The sequence below is a fragment of the Aquimarina muelleri DSM 19832 genome, from assembly GCF_000430665.1.
GTDB classification, from domain to species: domain Bacteria; phylum Bacteroidota; class Bacteroidia; order Flavobacteriales; family Flavobacteriaceae; genus Aquimarina; species Aquimarina muelleri.
This window is the reverse complement of record NZ_AUML01000005.1, coordinates 24,054-42,984: the sequence shown is the minus strand read 5'-3', so window position 1 is coordinate 42,984 and position 18,931 is coordinate 24,054. Positions and strand designations below refer to the sequence as shown.

Here is an 18,931-nt window from a genome sequence, read left to right as displayed (position 1 = left end):
TCACTTAGTTATTTCTTTTGCTAGATCAGAAAAGAAATCCTGAACATTTTTATTAGTTTTTGCACTTGCTAAACAATCAAAATAAATGTTTTGAGAGGTAAGATGATTACTAATTTCTTTTTCATTTACCAAGTCTAGCTTATTGCCTAATATTTTGGCAGGTACTTTAGTGTAATTTTCTTTAAGATATTCTAGATCTTGATTAAGTGTGCGGTAGGTTTCTGGTCGGGTTACATCAAAAACATAAATAAAAGCATGTGAGCCAAGAAGATAAGATTTTCTGGTGTCTTCAATACTGTTAGAATGTCCTTCTGTATCCCAAATTATCATAGATAATTCTCTGCCATCTGGCAATTGTACTGTTTTCTTTTTGATTTGTACTCCAAGGGTTACTTTGTATTCTTCAGAAAACTCGTTGTCAATAAAACGCCTGAATAACGATGTTTTTCCAACACCAAAGTGTCCTAAAAGCACTACTTTTTTAGACAATTTCATCTGCAAAATATTTTTTTAATTTTTTAGTAAAAAGGATGCTATCTTTTAAATCTTTACTCGAAATATTGTTCTTAGCAAAATCTATAATTTGATCTTCTAAAACTTCTTTAAACATCATGTTATAGGCTCCGGATATTACTGCAGCAACATAGTAAGAGTAAAAATTTTGAATATGTATAGTGTATAATTCATACTCTATAAGTTCTAGGTTTTGATCTCCTCCATGAAAGGCATCTTCGACAAAGCTTTTTATCGCTGTAAGCATTCCTGCAATCATTTCTTTATCTATAGTGTCTTCTGATAATGGGCTATAATCAGCAAGTAGTATACCAGAATTTTTTTCGATTACAAACATTTGAATAAGTCTGGGTTTTGCATAATCATTTATAGCTAAATCTCCATCGCTGACCCCTTGAGCTTTAGCTTTGGTTCGTCGAAACCATTTTTTAAATGAAAATGCTTTTTTAGTTTTTCTACTAATATTTTCACTTAGTAATTTCATTTCATGGGCAATATATTTCTTAATCATCTTACCAATGATAGGAAATAAAGCTTCTACTACAGCGTCTTGAGAGTTTTTAATTTCTTCTCGTAAAGCTTCAGTAATAGTAGGCCCCAAAGTTTTAGGGATTTCTAAAACAAATTGTTGTAATTTGTCATCAATAATTGGATCGACTTTGTGTGAAAGTTCTTTTTTTTGATGTACAATTTTTGTTAAATCTTCAATTTTTTGAGCAATGGAATCGGCAAACTCATGTTCTTCTGTAAAAAGAAGTTCTTTAAGAATTTTAAGTTTATCCTGCTCTTCCATAATTTTGGATAGATTGGATTATTTTTGGTTGATTTTTTCGCCTAGGTTGATAAGAAGGTCGCTTAACATTTTTTTATCCACTTTTTTAGTGTCCAACATCTCAACTTTATCTGCCAAATTATCTTCTAATTCGGTAATCCTAATATTTATATCGGTACTTAAATTATCGATTGCTTGATTTAATTCTTTACGAGTATCTTCGATAAAATCTTCGAGCTCTTTCTTTTTTGAAGATATATCTTTTTTTACTTTTTCAAATTCTGAATTATAAGCAGCAATATTTTCTCCAAAAATTAGATTTTTTATTGCTTCTATTTTTGAAGAAGGATCATCAGAAACTTTTTCTTCAATAGCTTTATTTTCTTTAGCCATTATGGATGGTTTATTTAGATTCTTAATTTCTAACTTACGTAAAATTAACATAAAAACGTTAAAAACATGGCAATTATGACCGATAATATTACTTCTGGGTCGCTAAAACCTTACTTTTTTATTAATTAGTGCCTTATGGTTGGTTTTAAAATCTTTGAGGAGTATATATATAAGTGATTTTATAAATAATAATTATTGCTTTATTTAGAACTATAATAAAAAAAAGTTACATGGTGTTTGGCTTTATTTCATAAAGGATTCTACTTTTTCAACCATATTTTTGTTTCCACAAATAAATGGGGTACGTTCATGTAGTTCTGTTGGTTTTATATCCATAATTCTTTGGTAACCATCACTGGCTTTTCCTCCTGCTTGCTCTGTAATGAATGCCATTGGGTTACATTCATATAATAAACGAAGTTTCCCGTTAGGAGATTTAGATGTATTTGGATACATGTATATCCCACCTTTAATCATATTACGATGAATATCACTTACTAACGACCCAATATATCTGGATGTATAAGGGCGATCGTCTTTTTCTTCTTGGCAGTATTTGATATAGTTTTTTATTCCTTGGGGAAAATGAATATAGTTTCCTTCATTAACAGAGTATATAGAGCCATCTTTAGGGAATTTCATATTTGGATGAGATAAATAATATGTTCCTAATGCTGGATTTAGTGTAAATCCATTGACACCATTTCCTGTGGTGTAAACAAGCATGGTAGATGTTCCATAAATAATATAACCAGCTGCTACTTGTAGGTTTCCTGGTTGCAGAAAATCTTCTAAAGTAACGGGTGTCCCTGTAGGAGTAACTCTACGATATATAGAAAAAATAGTCCCTACAGACACATTAACATCAATGTTGGAGCTGCCGTCTAACGGATCCATTAAAACTACATAATTATTGCGATGATCATTTTTTTGACCTTTTATAGTAATAAAATCATCATTTTCTTCTGAGGCTATACCACACACAATTTCTCTATTTGTAAGTGTATTGATAAAGGTCTCATTTGCTAAAACATCTAGTTTCTGCTGGTCTTCACCCTGTATGTTAGTCTCTCCTATAGTGCCTGTAATATCTACTAATCCTGCTTTGTTTACCTGGTGATTTACCATTTTAGCAGCTAATCGAATAGAGTTGATCAAACGAGAAAGTTCTCCGCTTGCATACGGAAAATCATTTTGATTCTCAATAATGAATTCTCCTAAGGTTTGATTTTGTCTTGTCATTTATAGTGAGTTTTGCTTGGTGCAAAAGTATTATTTTTTAATAGACTATAACGTTTTCGTTAGGCCAATTATTAATTTTTTTAAGCAAACAAACACAAAAACATTATAAAGATAGAGTAATAAAATGATCTTATTTTTAATACAATTTTATAGTTTTGATAAATTTTATTTTTATGAGTTATGTAATTAGAAGTGCCAAGGAGGAAGATATGATTCAAGTATTGGGCTTAATTAGAGAGTTGGCAATTTTTGAAAAAGAACCAGACGCTGTTAAGATTAGCATAAAAGATCTTATTGATGAGGGTTTTGGAGATCATCCGCTTTTTCATTGTTTTGTTGCAGAGATAGAAGATGAAATTGTGGGGATGGCATTAGTGTATTATCGTTTTTCTACATGGAAAGGGCGTTCGGTTCATCTAGAAGATCTTGTTGTTAAAGAGTCTATGAGAGGAACAGGTGTTGGTAGTGCTTTATACACTGAGGTGTTAAAATATGCAAAAAATGAAGGTGTAAAAAGAGTAGAATGGGTAGTTTTGGATTGGAATACTCCAGCTATAAAATTTTATGAAAAAAGTGGAGCAAAACTTTTAAAGGATTGGTGCTTAGTACAGATGGATGAAGAAGGGATTCATAAATTTGTATCTGATTTATAATGTTTTTTAAACTGCCTAACGAGTATTATTAAAATAAAATTGATGAGGGTTTTTAAATTTGGAGGTGCGTCTGTAAAAGATGCAGATGGGGTAAGAAATGTTATTAAGGTTCTTGATAAAACCGGATTTTCTGATCTAGTCATTGTAGTATCAGCGATGGGTAAAACTACAAATGCATTAGAAAATGTCGTGGAAGTATATCTAAAAAAGGACAATGGGTTTAAAAAAGAAATCCAAAATATTGAAGAGTATCATAATCAGATTGTAGAAGATCTTTTTGAGAATAAACAACATCCAGTTTTTGAGAAAATTAAAAGTTTATTTCTTGATATGAAAACATTATTAGGGAGAAATAAATCTACACAACATGATTTTATTTATGATCAAATAGTATGTTATGGCGAATTGGTTTCTACAACTATCATAAGTGAGTATTTAAATCATAGAGGATACACAAATGATTGGTTAGACGCTAGAGATTTCATAAAGACAGATAGCGTCTACAGAGATACAGAAGTAAACTGGAGTACTACTCAACAAAATATTGCTCAAAAAACTAATAAAAAAGGACTAAGCATAACTCAAGGGTTTATAGGTTCTGATAACAACAATTTTACTACTACTTTAGGTAGAGAGGGAAGTGATTATACTGCAGGGATTTTTGCATATTGTTTAAATGCAGATAGTGTGAGTATATGGAAAGATGTTCCAGGAGTCCTTAATGCAGATCCAAGAGTTTTTAATACTACTCAATTATTATCCCATATTTCTTATGAAGAGGCAATAGAGTTGGCTTTTTATGGCGCTTCGGTAATTCACCCCAAAACGATTCAGCCACTACAACGTAAAGAAATACCATTATATGTTAAATCATTTCTTAATCCAGAAGGTTTAGGAACATCTGTAAAAAAAGGGCAACCATTAGATCCTCATTTGCCATGTTATATCGTAAAGAAGAATCAAATTTTATTATCGCTATCTTCTTTAGATTTTTCGTTTATTGTAGAAGATAATATGAGTCAAATTTTTAGTCTTTTTCATGAGTATCAAATAAAAGTAGGACTTATTCAAAACTCTGCTATTAGTTTTTCGGTATGTTTGGAAGATAAATTTATTCATTTTGATGAACTTTTAGTAAAACTTAAAGCAAAATTTAGAGTTACTTACAATACAAATGTATCTTTATTTACTATTAGACATTTTACAGATGAAGCGATTATGTCTTTAGAAAAAGATAAAGATATTTTGTTGAAACAAATTACTAGAGAGACTTATCAAATGGTTTCGAGATAATAAGAAAACCTATTCAATGAATTTGCTATATTTGTAAGCTAGAACAAATAATAATTAATGCCCATAATCACAGCAAGAGAAGTAGCCAAAGGGCTAAAATTAGATAAACTTGGTTTTATCGGCACCTTTATTGGTTGGATTATCATTAAAGCAACAAGAATCTCCAAAGTTAATCGAGAGTATGATAAAATAAGTCATCTCGAAGGATTAGAATATATTAATAAAGCTTTGGATTCCTATGGAGTTACTTTTGAAATTCCTGAAGAAGATTTTAAAAGATTGCCAAAAGAAGGAGCATTTATTACCATATCTAATCATCCATTAGGTGGCCTTGATGGTGGGTTATTACTAAAATTGATGCTGGAGCATAGATCAGATTATAAAGTTATCGCTAATTTTTTGTTGCATAACTTTAAACCTCTGCGGCCATATATGATGCCTGTAAATCCTTTTGAGAATAGAAAAGAAGTTAAATCCAGTCATAATGGAATTAAAAATGCTATTCTGCATCTAAGGGAAGGAAAACCATTGGGTATTTTCCCTGCGGGAGAAGTTTCTACATTAAAAGAAGGAAAGAATTATGTGGATAGACCATGGACGCCAAGTGCCATGCGATTAGTGCAAAAAGCAAAAGTCCCTGTTATACCTATATATTTTCACGCACGCAATAGTAGACTTTTTTATAAAATGGCATCAATTAGTGGATTACTAAGGACTGCTAAGTTACCAAGTGAGCTTTTTTTGCAAGAAAAGAGAATTATTAAAGTTAGGATAGGAAATCCTGTTTCTGTAAAAGATCAGCTAGAGTATGCTAACCTTGAGGACTTTACAACTTTTATGAGAAAGAAAACGTATATGTTGGCTAATCCTTTTGAGAAAAAAACATTAAGAGAATCTATTCCTCAGAATTTAAAGTTGCCAAAAGCCTCAAAATCTCCCAAAAAAATTGCAGTAAAAGGCAGTATTAATTTAATAGAATCTGAATTAGAATACTGTAGAGAAAATGATAGAAGGTTATTAGTTAGTAAAAATTATGAAGTTTTTCTTGCTAAAAGAACAGATGTTCCAAATGTTGTACATGAGATAGGTAGATTAAGAGAAATTACTTTTAGGGAAATAGGAGAGGGAACAAATAACTCTATAGATCTGGATTCTTTTGATGATTACTACCATCATATGTTTTTATGGGATAATGATGCTAATAAATTAGTAGGAGCTTACCGTATGGGTATGGGGTCAGAAATATATAGTAGTCGTGGTATTGATGGATTTTATTTGCAGGATTTATTTAGGTTTGAACCAGAGCTATATAAAATGATGAGTGAATCTATAGAAATGGGAAGAGCTTTTATTATTAAGGAATACCAACAAAGGCCTATGCCGTTGTTTTTACTTTGGAAAGGAATTGTACATTGTACTTTGCGTTTTCCAGAGCATAAGTATTTGATTGGTGGAGTAAGTATAAGTAATAAGTTCAGTAATTTTTCAAAGTCTTTAATGATAGAGTTCATGAGATCTCATTATTATGATCCTTATGTAGCACAATATGTAAGGCCTAAAAAAGAATTTAAAGTAAAATTAAAAGATGCTGATAAAGATTTTGTTTTTGATGAGAGTAAAAGTGATTTAAATAAGTTTGATAAAATTATAGATGAGGTGGAACCAGGTAGTTTACGTATTCCTGTTTTAATCAAAAAATATATTAAACAAAATGCCAAAGTAGTAGCGTTTAATGTAGATCCATTGTTTAACAATGCTGTAGATGGTTTAATGTATATACGTATTGCAGATCTTCCAGAAAGTACAGTAAAACCTGTGATGGAAGAGTTTCAAGAAGAATTGGAGCAAAAATATTTTAAAAGCAGCGATAAATAAAATAATAGATCATACTCTACAATGAATAATATAAAGACCTCAAGCTGTAAAACCTTTGAGGTCTTTATGTTTATGTAGTTATCACAAAAATAGTATTTAGTATTTTTCCTCTATAAAGTTTTTACAGTATTCTCTAATCTGATTTCTGGTTTTTGTAAATGTAGCAGGATTTTCTTTTTTGTAATAACTATTGCTTTTGGATTTACTCCATGCGTTTTGGCTCCTGCTGTGGTGTTTTTGTGATTATATTATTATTTCACTTCTTCGTTCTAAAATGGTGTTGTCATACCAGATATTGTTTAATTTTCCTATTTTTTCACGATATCCTATTTCTCTAAATCCTAAAGATTTATGTAGAGCAATACTTGCTTTGTTATCACTAAAAATACTTGCTTGTAAAGACCAGAATCCAGCTTTTTCACTTTCATTAATTAATTTTTCCAAAAGTATTTTTCCTATCCCTAGGTTTCTGTGTTTTGTGGAAATATAAATGCTTATTTCAGCTACGCCTTTATAAGTATTTCTTTTGGAGGTAGGAGATAATGCAGTCCACCCTATTATTGTATTGTCGTTAACAGCTTTAATTCTACAAGTTTTTATATGTAAAGCGTTCCAGTCGTTCCAAGTAGGTATTTGCGTTTCAAAAGTCGCTATTCCTGTTGCAATACCTTCTTTATAAATTTGAGAAACTGCGATCCAATCTTGTTTTGTAAAAGGAGCTGTTTTAATGGTAAAACCAGATGTTGTAGACATGTATTGAGCTATTTTTTTTAACAACATCCACTTCCTGGAGCACAAGAATTAGATTCGACAGTGTTGGTTTCAGGAACACCACATATTTCTTTTGCTTTACAATCGGTAGGGTTTACAGTAAGTTTTATTACTAATTTATTTTCTTTAATTTCAAAATCTATTACGTGCAATTGAGAGGTGTGGAACATAGCATTTCCATATTCTATTTTAACAACAGCATCCATTTCATAAGATTTCATTTGCCCGACTTTTTTTAATATTGCCAAAGCTTTATATGAAGTCATATAGTTTTCTTTGCCTAATTCAGTTGGGCTTTCCCAAAGTTGAATAACTGTTTCTTTCCAAGAATCAGTTCCTGCACCACAATCTACAGAGTCTATAGTTGTGTGCTTTATTTCGGTGATATGGTAATTGGTGCCAACCAACATACCCGGAGCATATTCAAATAATAAAGATTTGTCTTGATGTTCTTCTAGTAACGATATAAAATTGGATGTATTCATAGTTGTAGTTTTTAAATGTGTTTAACAACAATTTGTTTTAGTGGTATTAAAAAATGAGTTTAAATTCTTTTGTAGCACGTTCCATCTGTCTACATCAATACAATAGCACATACTCTTGCCTTCAACTTCTCCTTTTAGTAATCCAATGCTTTTTAGTTCTTTAAGGTGTTGAGATATCGTTGCTTGTGCTAAGCCTATTTCTTCTACTAAATCATTACAAATACAAGTGTTTTGTTTACTTATATATTGAAGAATAGCTATGCGAGCAGGATGGCCAAGTATTTTAAAAAACTGTGCTAGTTCGTTTTGTTGTTGATCAAATATTTGTGTTTTAGTTACTCCCATAATTCAATATTATAATATCGCAATATTACGATAATAAAATGAAATAAAAAAGCCAAAATTATAATTTTGGCTTTTTTATGTATGTTAGAACCAAGGTTTTTTACCAACTTGGTAGGTTTGGTAAAACTCTTCGTCAGTTTTTGTTAGGTACATGATACCTTCTATAAGGCCTATAATTGATGGTATAAACATGGTTAATGCACCAATACCAATACATACTAGAGGAATCGAAATTAAAGATATTCCTAATAAAATAAATCCTTCTTTTTGATACCCCAAAATAAACTTGTGAACTCCTAGACTCCCTAAAAAGATTGCTAAAATACCAGCAATAACTTTTTTATTATCTGTAGAATTAACAATTTCTTTTGCTTCATTTGTAAAATCACTGGCAGCTTCTTTTGCTTCATTAGCAAATTCATTAGCCGTTTCTGCTGCTTGATCTACTCCTTTTTTTATATCGTCTCCCAAATTATTGTTTTCTTCACTCATAGTATTTGTTATGATTTATTAGTTTGGCGAAAATTACGAAAAATATCAATCTAAATTCATAAGGTATGTAAGAATATTTACTTATATGTAAGAAGGTTATCGTATCAGGTATTAAGATAAGTTATATTTATTGTTATATTTGGTAATACTAACTAACTAATAAAATAATTTATATGGATTGGTATTTAAAAACTTTAAAGAATTATACAGGATTTTCTGGCAGAGCCAGACGTAAAGAGTATTGGATGTTCTTTTTGTTCAATATGATTATCATGTATGGATTGATCATTTTAGGAGGTATTCTGGATATTGGGTTATTGGCAACACTTGGAGGGTTGTATGCTCTTGTGGTATTAATACCAAGTATTGCAGTTGCTGTGCGCAGAATGCATGATGTGGATAAGGATTGGTGGTATATGCTAATCCCTTTTTATAATATTATCCTTGCATTTACAGAAGGTACAAAAGGAGATAATCAATATGGTAGTGACCCTAAAGCCAATGATTAAAAAATAAACTGATCTTCTCTTCATTAAGGGTTTTATTTTCCAAGGCTTGGGTTTCGAAAATAAATTATATTTTCGGAAGCATATCTCAGGAGTTTACCCCGAGGTTGTGGATTTAGATTATAAATAGAAAAAGTTGGTTTTTTACCAACTTTTTCTATTTATAAAAATACTTGGTTGTTGGTTCTCAAAGTTCGATTTCCATTCTATCTGGAGCTATAATTTATTTCAATTTTCCCATATTTACTATAATGGTTCTTCCTTTATTTTTTTAAAAGATCTAGAAATTTCATCAGGATTTCTACTCTAAAATTTAGAATAAATTCTTTTTTTGATAAGTAAAAAATGATCTTATTTGTGCACTACATCAAAGTGCAAATGGTATTATATATGGAGTAAATCTATTTCTCGTTGTAAGTTTTCTTTTGCTTGTACTTCAAATTTATTATAAAAATGACTGGTTTTAAAAATAGTTGGCATATTTATAAAATGATGGAGGACTTTTATTCTTCCTTTATTATATACAAAATCTGGATAGTATTTATACTCCTTTCTTACATTTTTATAATACTCTTCGTAGGTTTTCCAATCATTTCCTAGTATAGATAAATCGGCATCTGTAAAATAGTTTATATCACTATTTTTAGAAATATTATGCCCTTTGGTTGCTATAATAATTTTAGAACAGAGTGTGATATCCTTCTTTTCAATTTTTAGTGTATTTAGTATTTTTTCTGCTTTTTTAGCACTTTGTTCTTCATTATCTTGTTTAAGCACATTATATATGTAATCATGATAGAATAAAGCAAAAAGGGCTATATCCCAATTTTTTATTCTGGTCTTTATTTCTAGCAAATTATGATAAAGGTTCTCTAGATGATAGAGATTGTGATAGTATCGATTTTTTTTACTGTGTTGTTTGTTAATATCGCTCCATAGAGATTCAGTATATTCTGAATCTTGAGTATAACCAGACAGTAATTTTATAAATATAGATTTTAACAAAATTTTTCTTTGATTTTATCTACTATAGTTTGTGCTAATTTTTCTTTAGATTCAATAGTCCAGCCAGCCACATGTGGGCTTAAAATTACATTATCCATTTTAAGGAGTTTTTTAAATTCTTTTGGAACATCTTTTTCTGAATTGAATAAATTTTCAAAAGATGCTTTTTCATATTCTAAGACGTCCAAACCTGCACCTAAAATCTTACCATTTTCCAGAGCTTCAACCAAGTCTACCGTTATTACGCTTTTTCCTCGAGCAGTATTGATCAACCAAAATGGTTTCTTAAACTGGTTAATGAATTTTTTATTGATCATACCTATAGTTTCAGGAGTTTGAGGTGTATGAAGGCTTAGAATATCGGTTTTTTCAAAAAACTCTTCTAATTCTACTTGAGTGGCATCACTATTTTCTACATCTTCACGAATATCATAACAGAGAACTTCAACGGCAAAACCCCGTAGTTTTTTTGCAAAAGCTCTGCCCATATTACCATACCCAATAATGCCAACTGTTTTTCCATCTAATTCGATACCTCGATGTTCTTCACGCAACCATCTCCCATCCCGAATGCTTTTATCAGCAATATTTATTTTATTAAATAGAGATAGAATCATTCCTAAGGCATGTTCTCCAACTGCATTGCGATTTCCTTCTGGGGCATTAAATAGCTGGATTTCTTTTTTTTTAGCATATTCAAGATCAATATTCTCCAGACCAGCCCCTACACGTCCAATAAATTTTAGGTTTTTGGCTTTGTCTAAAAATGTTTTATCAATTGCAAACCGACTTCGAATAACTACTCCATCATAGTTTTTAATTTTAGATTCAACTTCTTCTTTGCTAGAGGTATAATCTTCTTCATTTTTAAACCCTGCCAGTTCGAGTTGATTTAATAGTAAAGGGTGATTAGAGTCTAGGTGTAATATTTTCATAAAATCTATATTGATTTTCAAAATTAAGTATTAAAAATCGTATTTGCATGACTGTTACTTACGATTTTAATCCAGAGCTTTGTTTTTTTAATAGTTTTTATAGATCTATATATTGGGCAACTGTTCGCTCATTTTGTATCTCGCCAGTGTGTTTAGCGCTTAGTTTTTCAAAGAGTAACACATGAACTTCTTCGTTATTTTTGGTAGAAGGGCTATGTTCTACTCCTTTTGGTACTACAATTATTTCACCAGACTGAACAGTAACAGTTTTATCTCTAAATTTCATGTATAAGGTTCCTTTTATTACGTGAAATAGTTCATCTTCATCTTCGTGCGAATGCCATATAAAATCCCCACTTAATTTGGCAAGATATATCTGGTTATCATCTACCGTAGCAATACGATGAGGATGCCATTGCTTATCAAATTTTGAGAATTTTTCATGGATGTTAATTGCTTTCATAACTATATCTGTTTTTATAAAAACAAAATACTTATTTCATCTGTGATTCTGGCAGGTCTTAACGTTTCTTTATATAAGAAATTAGGTCATGATAATTTTAAAAATTTATGGTAACGTATTACGGATTAATTTGTTTTTTGCATTTTGCAAAAAAAATCTAGAGTCTTATCAGAATATTCTCTTAAATAATAATCTCTGATATCTATGCTTTTTACTAATTCATTATTTTTTCTGAATAGCTTTTTTCTGTTATAACGATTTAATACCTCGTATGGGATCTTAAGAATAAATGATGGTATTTTATATTGAAGTTTAAAGAGGTCTAATTTTAAAATTTTTTTTACGGTTTTTTCGTTTGCTGTATAATAATGATCTGTTTTTTCATTCCCTTCGATACCCATAATAGTGTATGTATTGAACACATCTTTAATTAGGTTATTAATTTGATTATAGGTATATTCCTTATAGTGCCAAGGGTTCCTGGCAATGGATTTTATGGCATTTGGAGTGGTTAAAAACGCTGTTCCACCGGGTTTTAAAACCCTTTTTATTTCTTCAATAAAGAGTTTATCATTTTTAATATGCTCAATAATTTGAAATAAAATTATAATATCAAAACTATTATCTGAAATAAAGGATAGAGGAGGTGCTTTTTTGTGAAAAACAGTAGTGTTAGGGAACTTTTTTTTAATGTAATATGTTGAATATTTCGATTTATCGATAAGCGTTAATTGTTTTGCTTTTTTATGATACATAGCTACTCCGTATCCTTCTCCACAACCAATTTCAAGAACATTTCCTTGTATCTTATCCAGCACTAATTCGTATGCTTTGCGTGTTCTTTGATACAAAGGATTGTCTGAATATATTTTGGAAGAAGTAATTTCAGTAGAAAAAAAATACATATATTTAAGTTCGCGAATTAATAAGGCCAGTTTATAGTATACCAATTCTGAAATTTAACTTCAAATTTTTTGAATTGAATCGATAACCTATTGGATTCTTTGGGATGATTAAGTCTAAACTGTTCAATCATCTGAGAATACATATTTTTAAGCCGCACTGCATGTTTTACATTTATAATTGGGTAGGGAGGGTCAAAAGAGGTCATCCATTGTAATTCTTCCCAAATATTTTGCATAGCAATTTGGCAAATTTTACTTCCTTTATCAGGATTACCAACTCTATAATATAGCTTTCCTAAGGCATATGCATATTGTCGAAATGGAATAGTTTCGTCTGGAAAAATTGAAATACAAGTATCTAATACTTTAATTGCTTTGTTTGTTTTGCCTTCTTCTAATAATGCTTGAGCCAGAAAATAGTAATTTCTTCTTAAAATTTCTTGAGTATATGTTCTGTTTTCATCATCAATAAATATAGAAGGGTCATTTAGGTTTTCGAATATATTAGATTTAATAAAAATAGGATACATGGTTTTTGTATCTACAATTTTTGGGTTTAAAGAAAGATCTGAACGTTTTACAGGAGCTAGTAAGTCTACTAAACCACGTTGTATAGTATACCTCTGTAATCCTATATAGTGATTTGTGTTTCCATTTATGGCAAAACAAATTGGTCTTTCTAAAATATTTTGTTGCACTAGGTTTAATAAAACAAGATCATTAATGGCATAAAAATCTTTTGAAAACTTCCAGGTAATACGATCTGTATAATTTAGTTTTAATTCCTTTGGGTTATATAGGTTTTGAATGATTCTGGAGGTATCGATAGCAACTGAAAATACATCAGAGGGGATATAATGAATTTTCTTCCCATTCCATAATACACTAGTTTTATCATTATTTAAAAAATCGAATAAAAGCTTTAGCTCTACTGGTTGCTCTACCTCTTTTTTTAGAGGTAGAAGTTGTTGACTATTGTTGTAGAGGTTTTCAGGTAAGCTTATCGATATTGGATTTGAGGAATTTACTTTTCGTTTTAATTTTTCGATATACCAATCTAATGTTAATTGATCAAAGTTGATTACTCGAATATCTGTTCTGTATTCTTCTACTTCTTGCAAGTACCATAACGGAAATGTCATATTATCTCCATTAGTTATTAGGATAGCATTAGTTGGGCAGGAATCTAGATATGATTTTGCAAAATCATAAGCAAAATTATCCTTAGATCGATTGTGATCATCCCAGCCTTTTGCAAAAAGATGAATTGGCACAAGTAAACCAATACATATACCAACAACAAGCAATCGTTTTTTTTCTGAAACAATAAATCGAAATAGATTAAATACAGTAAGTACAGATAATCCTACCCATAATGCAAAAATAATAAATGAGCCCATAAAAATGTAGTCACGTTCTCGTATTAGAATACTAGAAGGAGTCGGATTTATGTATATCGTAATTCCGATACCAAAGGTTAAAAAAAACAATAATGTAGTTAGTAAGTAAGGATAGTTTTTGCGTAAAGTAAATAATCCAATAATTCCAAAAAGAAAGGGTAGGAAATAATAATTATCATTACTTAAATCATTATGATATCTATTGGGAATATTCTTTTGGCTGCCAATTCTGGAAGAATCAAAAAAATCTATTCCGCTACTCCAGTTTCCATTTAAAATATTTCCTGTGCCTTTGATATCATTTTGTCTTCCGATAAAATTCCAAAACAAATACCTTAAATTAAGCCATGATATTTGATAGGTTATAAAAAAATTAAAATTTTCTGAAAAAGTAGGAGTTTTAATATGTTGAATTTCATCTTGAACAGGATAAGAAATAGTTTTACCTTTAATAGGAACCCAACTATTATACCCATTAATATTTGAAGCTCCTTTATGATACATTCTGGGAAAAAATATGCTAAATTCTCTTGCATAATTAGGTTTGCTAAAATCCCCGTTGTCTATTGTGGTGTATTTTTTCTTTTTTATGTTGTATTTAATAATTGAGGATCCATCTGTAAAAGGAGTAGTCTTATCTAAAGGAGCATTGTATAGATGTCCTCTAACTAAGGGGACTTCACCTAGTCCGAATTGTTCTGCTCTAATGTATTGTAATAATTGATTGCTGGTTGAAGAACCATTAGAGGTTGGAGTATAGGTGTTGGCTCTAATTATAGACGCGGTATAAGAACTCATACCAATACCAAAAAACACAATCATTAATAACAAACGGTGTAGAACAACTTTTTTTTGTTTGTGGCTATACCAAATAGCAATTCCAAAACAGATTGCTAGAAAACAGATAAGTAATATAGGTCCAGAATTTACAGGAAAATCAAAGTCATTTACCAGAGAGATGTCTATTTTGTTTGCAATGCTTAAGAATCCTTGAATAAAAACACTATAAATAGTAAAAAAAAGTAAGCATCCAATAACTAATGAGATACATATATTTTTGAAGGTAAATCTAAATTTTTTGTAGATGTATAAAACAGAAAGCGGGATAACGATTGAAATATTAATTAAATGAACTCCTACCGAAACACCAATAAGTAAAGCTATAAAAAAAAGTAAACGAACTTCTTTTTTAGGATTATTGGCTTTTTCCCATAATATCATGTTGTATAGTATAACTAAAAGAAGAAAAAAGGAAAGAGTATAGACTTCACTTTCTGTAGATGCAATCCAAAAACTATGAATAAAAGCTAAAGTAAGTGCTGCAATAGCACCACATACAATAGACAACCAATTTTGTGTATTCTTTGTGTATGTTTTGTTTATAATTTTATTAGCGATATGTATTGTTATAAAATACAAAAGTAAAACCGTTAGCGCTCCAAATAGAGAGGAGATTAAATTGGTTACATATGCCGACATAGATACTGGAAAAAAAGACAAAATAAATTTACAAAGTAGCATGTAAAATGGTGCGCCAGGAGGATGAGTAACCTGTAGCTTATAGTTGGATGCTATAAATTCAGCACTATCCCAAAAAGTAATAGTTCTAGGAGAACAAAAAGCATAAATAATAAATACAAATAGGAAGAGTAACCAACCAATGCCTTGCTCTGTTTTTTTCATCGAATAATAGATCAGTTCTAATGCAAGATAGAAGAATTATTTCTAATAAATTAATAGTATAGAGGTCAGGTAATCTTTTTTTTAGATAAATAAACCGAAAGAGGTTTGGATTTGGAAATGGATAAATTTTATTATTGTTAATATTTTGTTATATTTAATAGTATCTTTATCTATCAAATTTTTAATACCCAAACCTATGAGAAAATTTTTACTTTTTTTAATGTGTGTTTTGTTTTTAACGACCTATACTTCTTTATATTCACAAACTCTAAACGAAACTTTAGGAACAGGATCTGGAGTAAATATTACTACTGGTGATTATAACACCATGTATGGAGATAGTACCGGGTCAAATCTTAGTAGTGGATTAAGAACAACATTTGTAGGTTTTGGAGCAGGTAGAGATAATACTACATCAGAAAGTACATTTATTGGATATTACGCTGGTCACAAAAATACTACTGGATTTGACAATACATTTATAGGGCATGAAGCTGGTAGACTTAATTTAACTGCAGGAGATAATACCTTTGTAGGAACCGAATCAGGAGAGAATACGACTACTGGGTATGACAATACTTTTGTGGGTGAGGAATCTGGAACAAATAACACCACAGGATATGAAAATGTTTTCATAGGCGAAGATGCTGGTTTTAGTAATACTACTGGGTATAGAAATACGTTTGTTGGTAATGAAGCGGGAATATCTTCGGGAACAGGATATCGTAACACAGGTGTTGGAGATGAAGCATTATCTGATGTTAGTGAAGGACATCATAATTCAGCATTTGGAGATTCTGCAGGGATAGATGTAAATAGAGGTATTTATAATACATTTGTAGGGGCTGCATCTGGTGTGGCGACAGAACATGCAGATTACAATACTTTTGTAGGTGCGCGATCAGGTTGGGATAATAACAGAACCAATTCTACTTCTAATGCCAACAGAAACACCTATGTTGGTTTTGAAACTGGATTTTCTAATCGTGAAGGAGAAGACAATGTAGGTATGGGAGCATATTCTGATTTTGATAATACCGTAAGATCACGATGTACTTTTATTGGTGCGGATAATACACCAAGTAATAATGATGTCATAATGCTAGGATATAGTGTCTTTAATGATGGTCAATATTCTATTGGTATAGGAAATGATGTTGATATACGAAGTACAGGTGCTATTGCAGTAGGCTATTTGGCAGATATGAATAATAATACTTCTGCCAACTCTATACTGATTGGTAGACAAGGATCTATAGATCAAAGCAGGGCAATAGGTATTGGTTACCTTACAGATGTTGATAATACTGAGGCGATTGCAATTGGAGCTAGTTCTGTAGCGCAAAATAACGGAGCTATAGTTATTGGTACAGGGGCGTCTTCTACAGATCCAGGAGGAACAGATCCTGTTAATAATATCGCTATAGGATATAACTCAAATGTAAGTGGAACAAATGCGATAGCGATAGGAAATGCAGCTACAGCAGTAAATGATAATACGATGGTATTAGGAGGAGCAACGAATTCACTTAGCGTGGGAATAGGAACAGATACACCTAATGCTAATGCTTCATTAGAGTTATCAGGATCTAATAAAGGTTTGCAAATGAATCGGTTAACTAATGCTCAGAAAACTGCTCTAGAAGGGGGATTAACTCCTACAGATGAAGGGTTATTGATATATGATACAGAAGATAAGACAGTATATACTTGGGATGGTACACAATGGCTTAATACATCTTCTTTAAACACAGATGCCCAAGAGTTATCTCTCACAACCAATACTTTAGGGATTTCTGGAGGTACAGCAACGATTGATCTTTCTACATATTTGGATAATACAGATGCCCAAGAGTTATCTCTTACAACCAATACTTTAGGGATCTCTGGAGGTACAGCAACGATTGATCTTTCTGCATATTTGGATAATACAGATAATCAAGAGTTATCTTTGGCAGGTAGTATGTTAAGTATTTCTGGAGGGTCAAATACAATTGATTTATCGACATTTATAAGTTCTGATAACCAAAATCTTACATCTGCTACTTTAAATGGAGCAAATCTTACCATTGCAATAGAAGGAGGTACTGCCGTTTCTGTTGACCTTTCTCCAATTGTTTCTTCATTACAATCAAACTTAAATGATGCTCAAGATGAAGTCGTTGCATTGCAAACGCAAATAACAGATATACTATCAAGGTTGGATGCCGTAGAAAGCTGTGCTTGTGATAATGAAGAGACCAAAAATAGTGGTCCCATACTATATCAAAATATACCAAACCCGTTTAATAGCACATCTTCAATTAAATATTATCTTCCTACAGGAATTACTAATGCCTCAATTGTTTTTAGTAACTCAATAGGTCAAATAATATCTAAAATAGCATTAAATGAAACAGGTACCAAAGAAGTGAATATTAATAGTGATGGATTAGCATCAGGAACTTATTTTTATACAATGTATATTGGAAGTAAAAAAATAAGTACTAAGAAGATGGTAATTAAAAATTAAGAATTGTAGATACCATTAAAAAAGCTTCACTATGATTGTGAAGCTTTTTACTTTTAATCCTTATGAAAACGGATACTATAGATTTCTTCAATATAATTTTGATTCTACTATCTTTTATACTTACTTATTTCTTTTGAGAAAAAATATAGCATTATAAAAACAAAGTACTTATTTCATCTGTAATTCTGGCAGGTCTTAAGGATTCTTTATATAAAAGGCACCAACTGGTTTTTGCAGAAACTAATACTTTTTGGGTAGTAGTATTTATAATTTTGGTATGACGTTCACTTTTAACTCCTCGATAGTTATCCACCCAGGTTTGCAGGGTGATCTTTTCATTTTCAAAGGTGGGATGGTGGTATTCTATAAAATGATTAAGAACTACCCAAACATAAGTATTTTGTATAGCTTTATCGGTTTTAGATTCCCAATGTTTTTTTGCTATATCTTGTACCCATTGTAGATATACTACGTTGTTTACATGTTCCATATCATCAATTGCTGATTTTGGTACAGCAAGATGATATTCAAAAACTTCGGGTTTCATGATTTTTTGTTTTATTAAAAAAAGATAGCTTAATTGGTTGATTTTAAGTGATATTTAATGAATTATTTATATATAAAGCTTGATTATCTAAATAATTTATTAAAAAAGTTAAAAATATTTTCTGTAAGTAAAATTAATAAT

At 30.7% G+C, this 18,931-nt stretch carries 19 protein-coding genes; 5 read left to right on the top strand and 14 right to left on the bottom strand.

Features of this window, described 5'->3' with window-relative positions:
* The 4 genes from H527_RS0104380 to fbp form a co-directional block, all read right to left on the bottom strand.
* Entirely contained in the window at positions 1–495 is a 495-nt protein-coding gene (locus H527_RS0104380; RefSeq protein WP_027411575.1) for a Rab family GTPase, read from the bottom strand.
* Positions 482–1,306, bottom strand: a complete 825-nt coding sequence (locus H527_RS0104375) for a hypothetical protein (RefSeq protein WP_027411574.1) — start codon at positions 1,304–1,306, stop codon at positions 482–484. Before H527_RS0104375 ends, H527_RS0104380 begins: the two co-directional genes overlap by 14 nt.
* A gap of 18 nt (positions 1,307–1,324) precedes the next feature.
* Positions 1,325–1,678, bottom strand: coding sequence for a hypothetical protein (locus H527_RS0104370; protein ID WP_027411573.1), 354 nt, complete (start codon positions 1,676–1,678; stop codon positions 1,325–1,327).
* 243 nt (positions 1,679–1,921) lie between these two features.
* Positions 1,922–2,920 carry a class 1 fructose-bisphosphatase gene (fbp, locus tag H527_RS0104365; protein WP_027411572.1) on the bottom strand — a complete coding sequence of 333 codons (999 nt, stop codon included), beginning with the start codon at positions 2,918–2,920 and terminating at the stop codon, positions 1,922–1,924.
* A 173-nt stretch (positions 2,921–3,093) separates the two neighbouring features.
* On the opposite strand from fbp, the gene H527_RS0104360 reads away from it, so the two are divergent.
* From H527_RS0104360 to H527_RS0104350, 3 genes are read left to right on the top strand one after another with little or no spacing between them, the layout of a single operon-like run.
* A complete protein-coding gene (locus tag H527_RS0104360) occupies positions 3,094–3,573 on the top strand; it encodes a GNAT family N-acetyltransferase (protein ID WP_027411571.1) in 480 nt (159 codons plus the stop codon).
* A 42-nt stretch (positions 3,574–3,615) separates the two neighbouring features.
* Positions 3,616–4,866 (top strand): aspartate kinase, encoded by a 1,251-nt coding sequence (locus H527_RS0104355; protein ID WP_027411570.1) that lies wholly within the window; start codon positions 3,616–3,618, stop codon positions 4,864–4,866.
* A 57-nt stretch (positions 4,867–4,923) separates the two neighbouring features.
* Positions 4,924–6,741, top strand: coding sequence for a GNAT family N-acyltransferase (locus H527_RS0104350; RefSeq protein WP_027411569.1), 1,818 nt, complete (start codon positions 4,924–4,926; stop codon positions 6,739–6,741).
* A 243-nt stretch (positions 6,742–6,984) separates the two neighbouring features.
* Here the strand turns inward: H527_RS0104350 and H527_RS0104345 are convergent, their stop codons facing one another.
* The 4 genes from H527_RS0104345 to H527_RS0104330 all read right to left on the bottom strand — a co-directional run bounded on the left by H527_RS0104345 (position 6,985) and on the right by H527_RS0104330 (position 8,834).
* Positions 6,985–7,494, bottom strand: a complete 510-nt coding sequence (locus tag H527_RS0104345) for a GNAT family N-acetyltransferase (protein ID WP_051316634.1) — start codon at positions 7,492–7,494, stop codon at positions 6,985–6,987.
* A gap of 17 nt (positions 7,495–7,511) precedes the next feature.
* Positions 7,512–7,997, bottom strand: coding sequence for a DUF6428 family protein (locus H527_RS0104340; RefSeq protein ID WP_027411567.1), 486 nt, complete (start codon positions 7,995–7,997; stop codon positions 7,512–7,514).
* Between the two features lie 21 nt (positions 7,998–8,018).
* Complete coding sequence (locus H527_RS0104335; RefSeq protein ID WP_027411566.1) at positions 8,019–8,342, bottom strand: ArsR/SmtB family transcription factor; 324 nt, start codon at positions 8,340–8,342, stop codon at positions 8,019–8,021.
* Between the two features lie 84 nt (positions 8,343–8,426).
* Positions 8,427–8,834, bottom strand: coding sequence for an NINE protein (locus H527_RS0104330; protein WP_027411565.1), 408 nt, complete (start codon positions 8,832–8,834; stop codon positions 8,427–8,429).
* Between the two features lie 173 nt (positions 8,835–9,007).
* On the opposite strand from H527_RS0104330, the gene H527_RS0104325 reads away from it, so the two are divergent.
* Positions 9,008–9,343 carry a DUF805 domain-containing protein gene (locus tag H527_RS0104325; protein ID WP_027411564.1) on the top strand — a complete coding sequence of 112 codons (336 nt, stop codon included), beginning with the start codon at positions 9,008–9,010 and terminating at the stop codon, positions 9,341–9,343.
* Positions 9,344–9,724: 381 nt separating this feature from the next.
* Here H527_RS0104325 and H527_RS0104320 read toward each other — a convergent pair whose 3' ends face one another.
* From H527_RS0104320 to H527_RS0104300, 5 genes are all read right to left on the bottom strand, one after another.
* Positions 9,725–10,195, bottom strand: a complete 471-nt coding sequence (locus tag H527_RS0104320) for an HD domain-containing protein (protein WP_248601256.1) — start codon at positions 10,193–10,195, stop codon at positions 9,725–9,727.
* Positions 10,196–10,338: 143 nt separating this feature from the next.
* Positions 10,339–11,280, bottom strand: a complete 942-nt coding sequence (locus H527_RS0104315) for a 2-hydroxyacid dehydrogenase (RefSeq protein WP_027411562.1) — start codon at positions 11,278–11,280, stop codon at positions 10,339–10,341.
* Between the two features lie 97 nt (positions 11,281–11,377).
* Complete coding sequence (locus tag H527_RS0104310; RefSeq protein ID WP_027411561.1) at positions 11,378–11,743, bottom strand: cupin domain-containing protein; 366 nt, start codon at positions 11,741–11,743, stop codon at positions 11,378–11,380.
* Positions 11,744–11,868: 125 nt separating this feature from the next.
* Positions 11,869–12,648 (bottom strand): class I SAM-dependent methyltransferase, encoded by a 780-nt coding sequence (locus H527_RS0104305; protein ID WP_027411560.1) that lies wholly within the window; start codon positions 12,646–12,648, stop codon positions 11,869–11,871.
* Between the two features lie 17 nt (positions 12,649–12,665).
* The gene (locus tag H527_RS0104300) at positions 12,666–15,731 is read right to left on the bottom strand and encodes a protein O-mannosyl-transferase family (RefSeq protein ID WP_027411559.1); all 3,066 of its coding nucleotides are present in this window, start codon (positions 15,729–15,731) and stop codon (positions 12,666–12,668) included.
* A gap of 196 nt (positions 15,732–15,927) precedes the next feature.
* Between H527_RS0104300 and H527_RS0104295 the strand changes: the two genes are divergently transcribed.
* On the top strand, positions 15,928–18,243 hold the full coding sequence (locus tag H527_RS0104295) for a beta strand repeat-containing protein (RefSeq protein WP_027411558.1): 2,316 nt from the start codon (positions 15,928–15,930) through the stop codon (positions 18,241–18,243).
* 151 nt (positions 18,244–18,394) lie between these two features.
* On the opposite strand, the gene H527_RS0104290 is transcribed toward H527_RS0104295, so the two are convergent.
* Positions 18,395–18,790 (bottom strand): acyl-CoA thioesterase, encoded by a 396-nt coding sequence (locus H527_RS0104290; RefSeq protein WP_035087385.1) that lies wholly within the window; start codon positions 18,788–18,790, stop codon positions 18,395–18,397.
* Positions 18,791–18,931 lie beyond the last annotated feature (141 nt).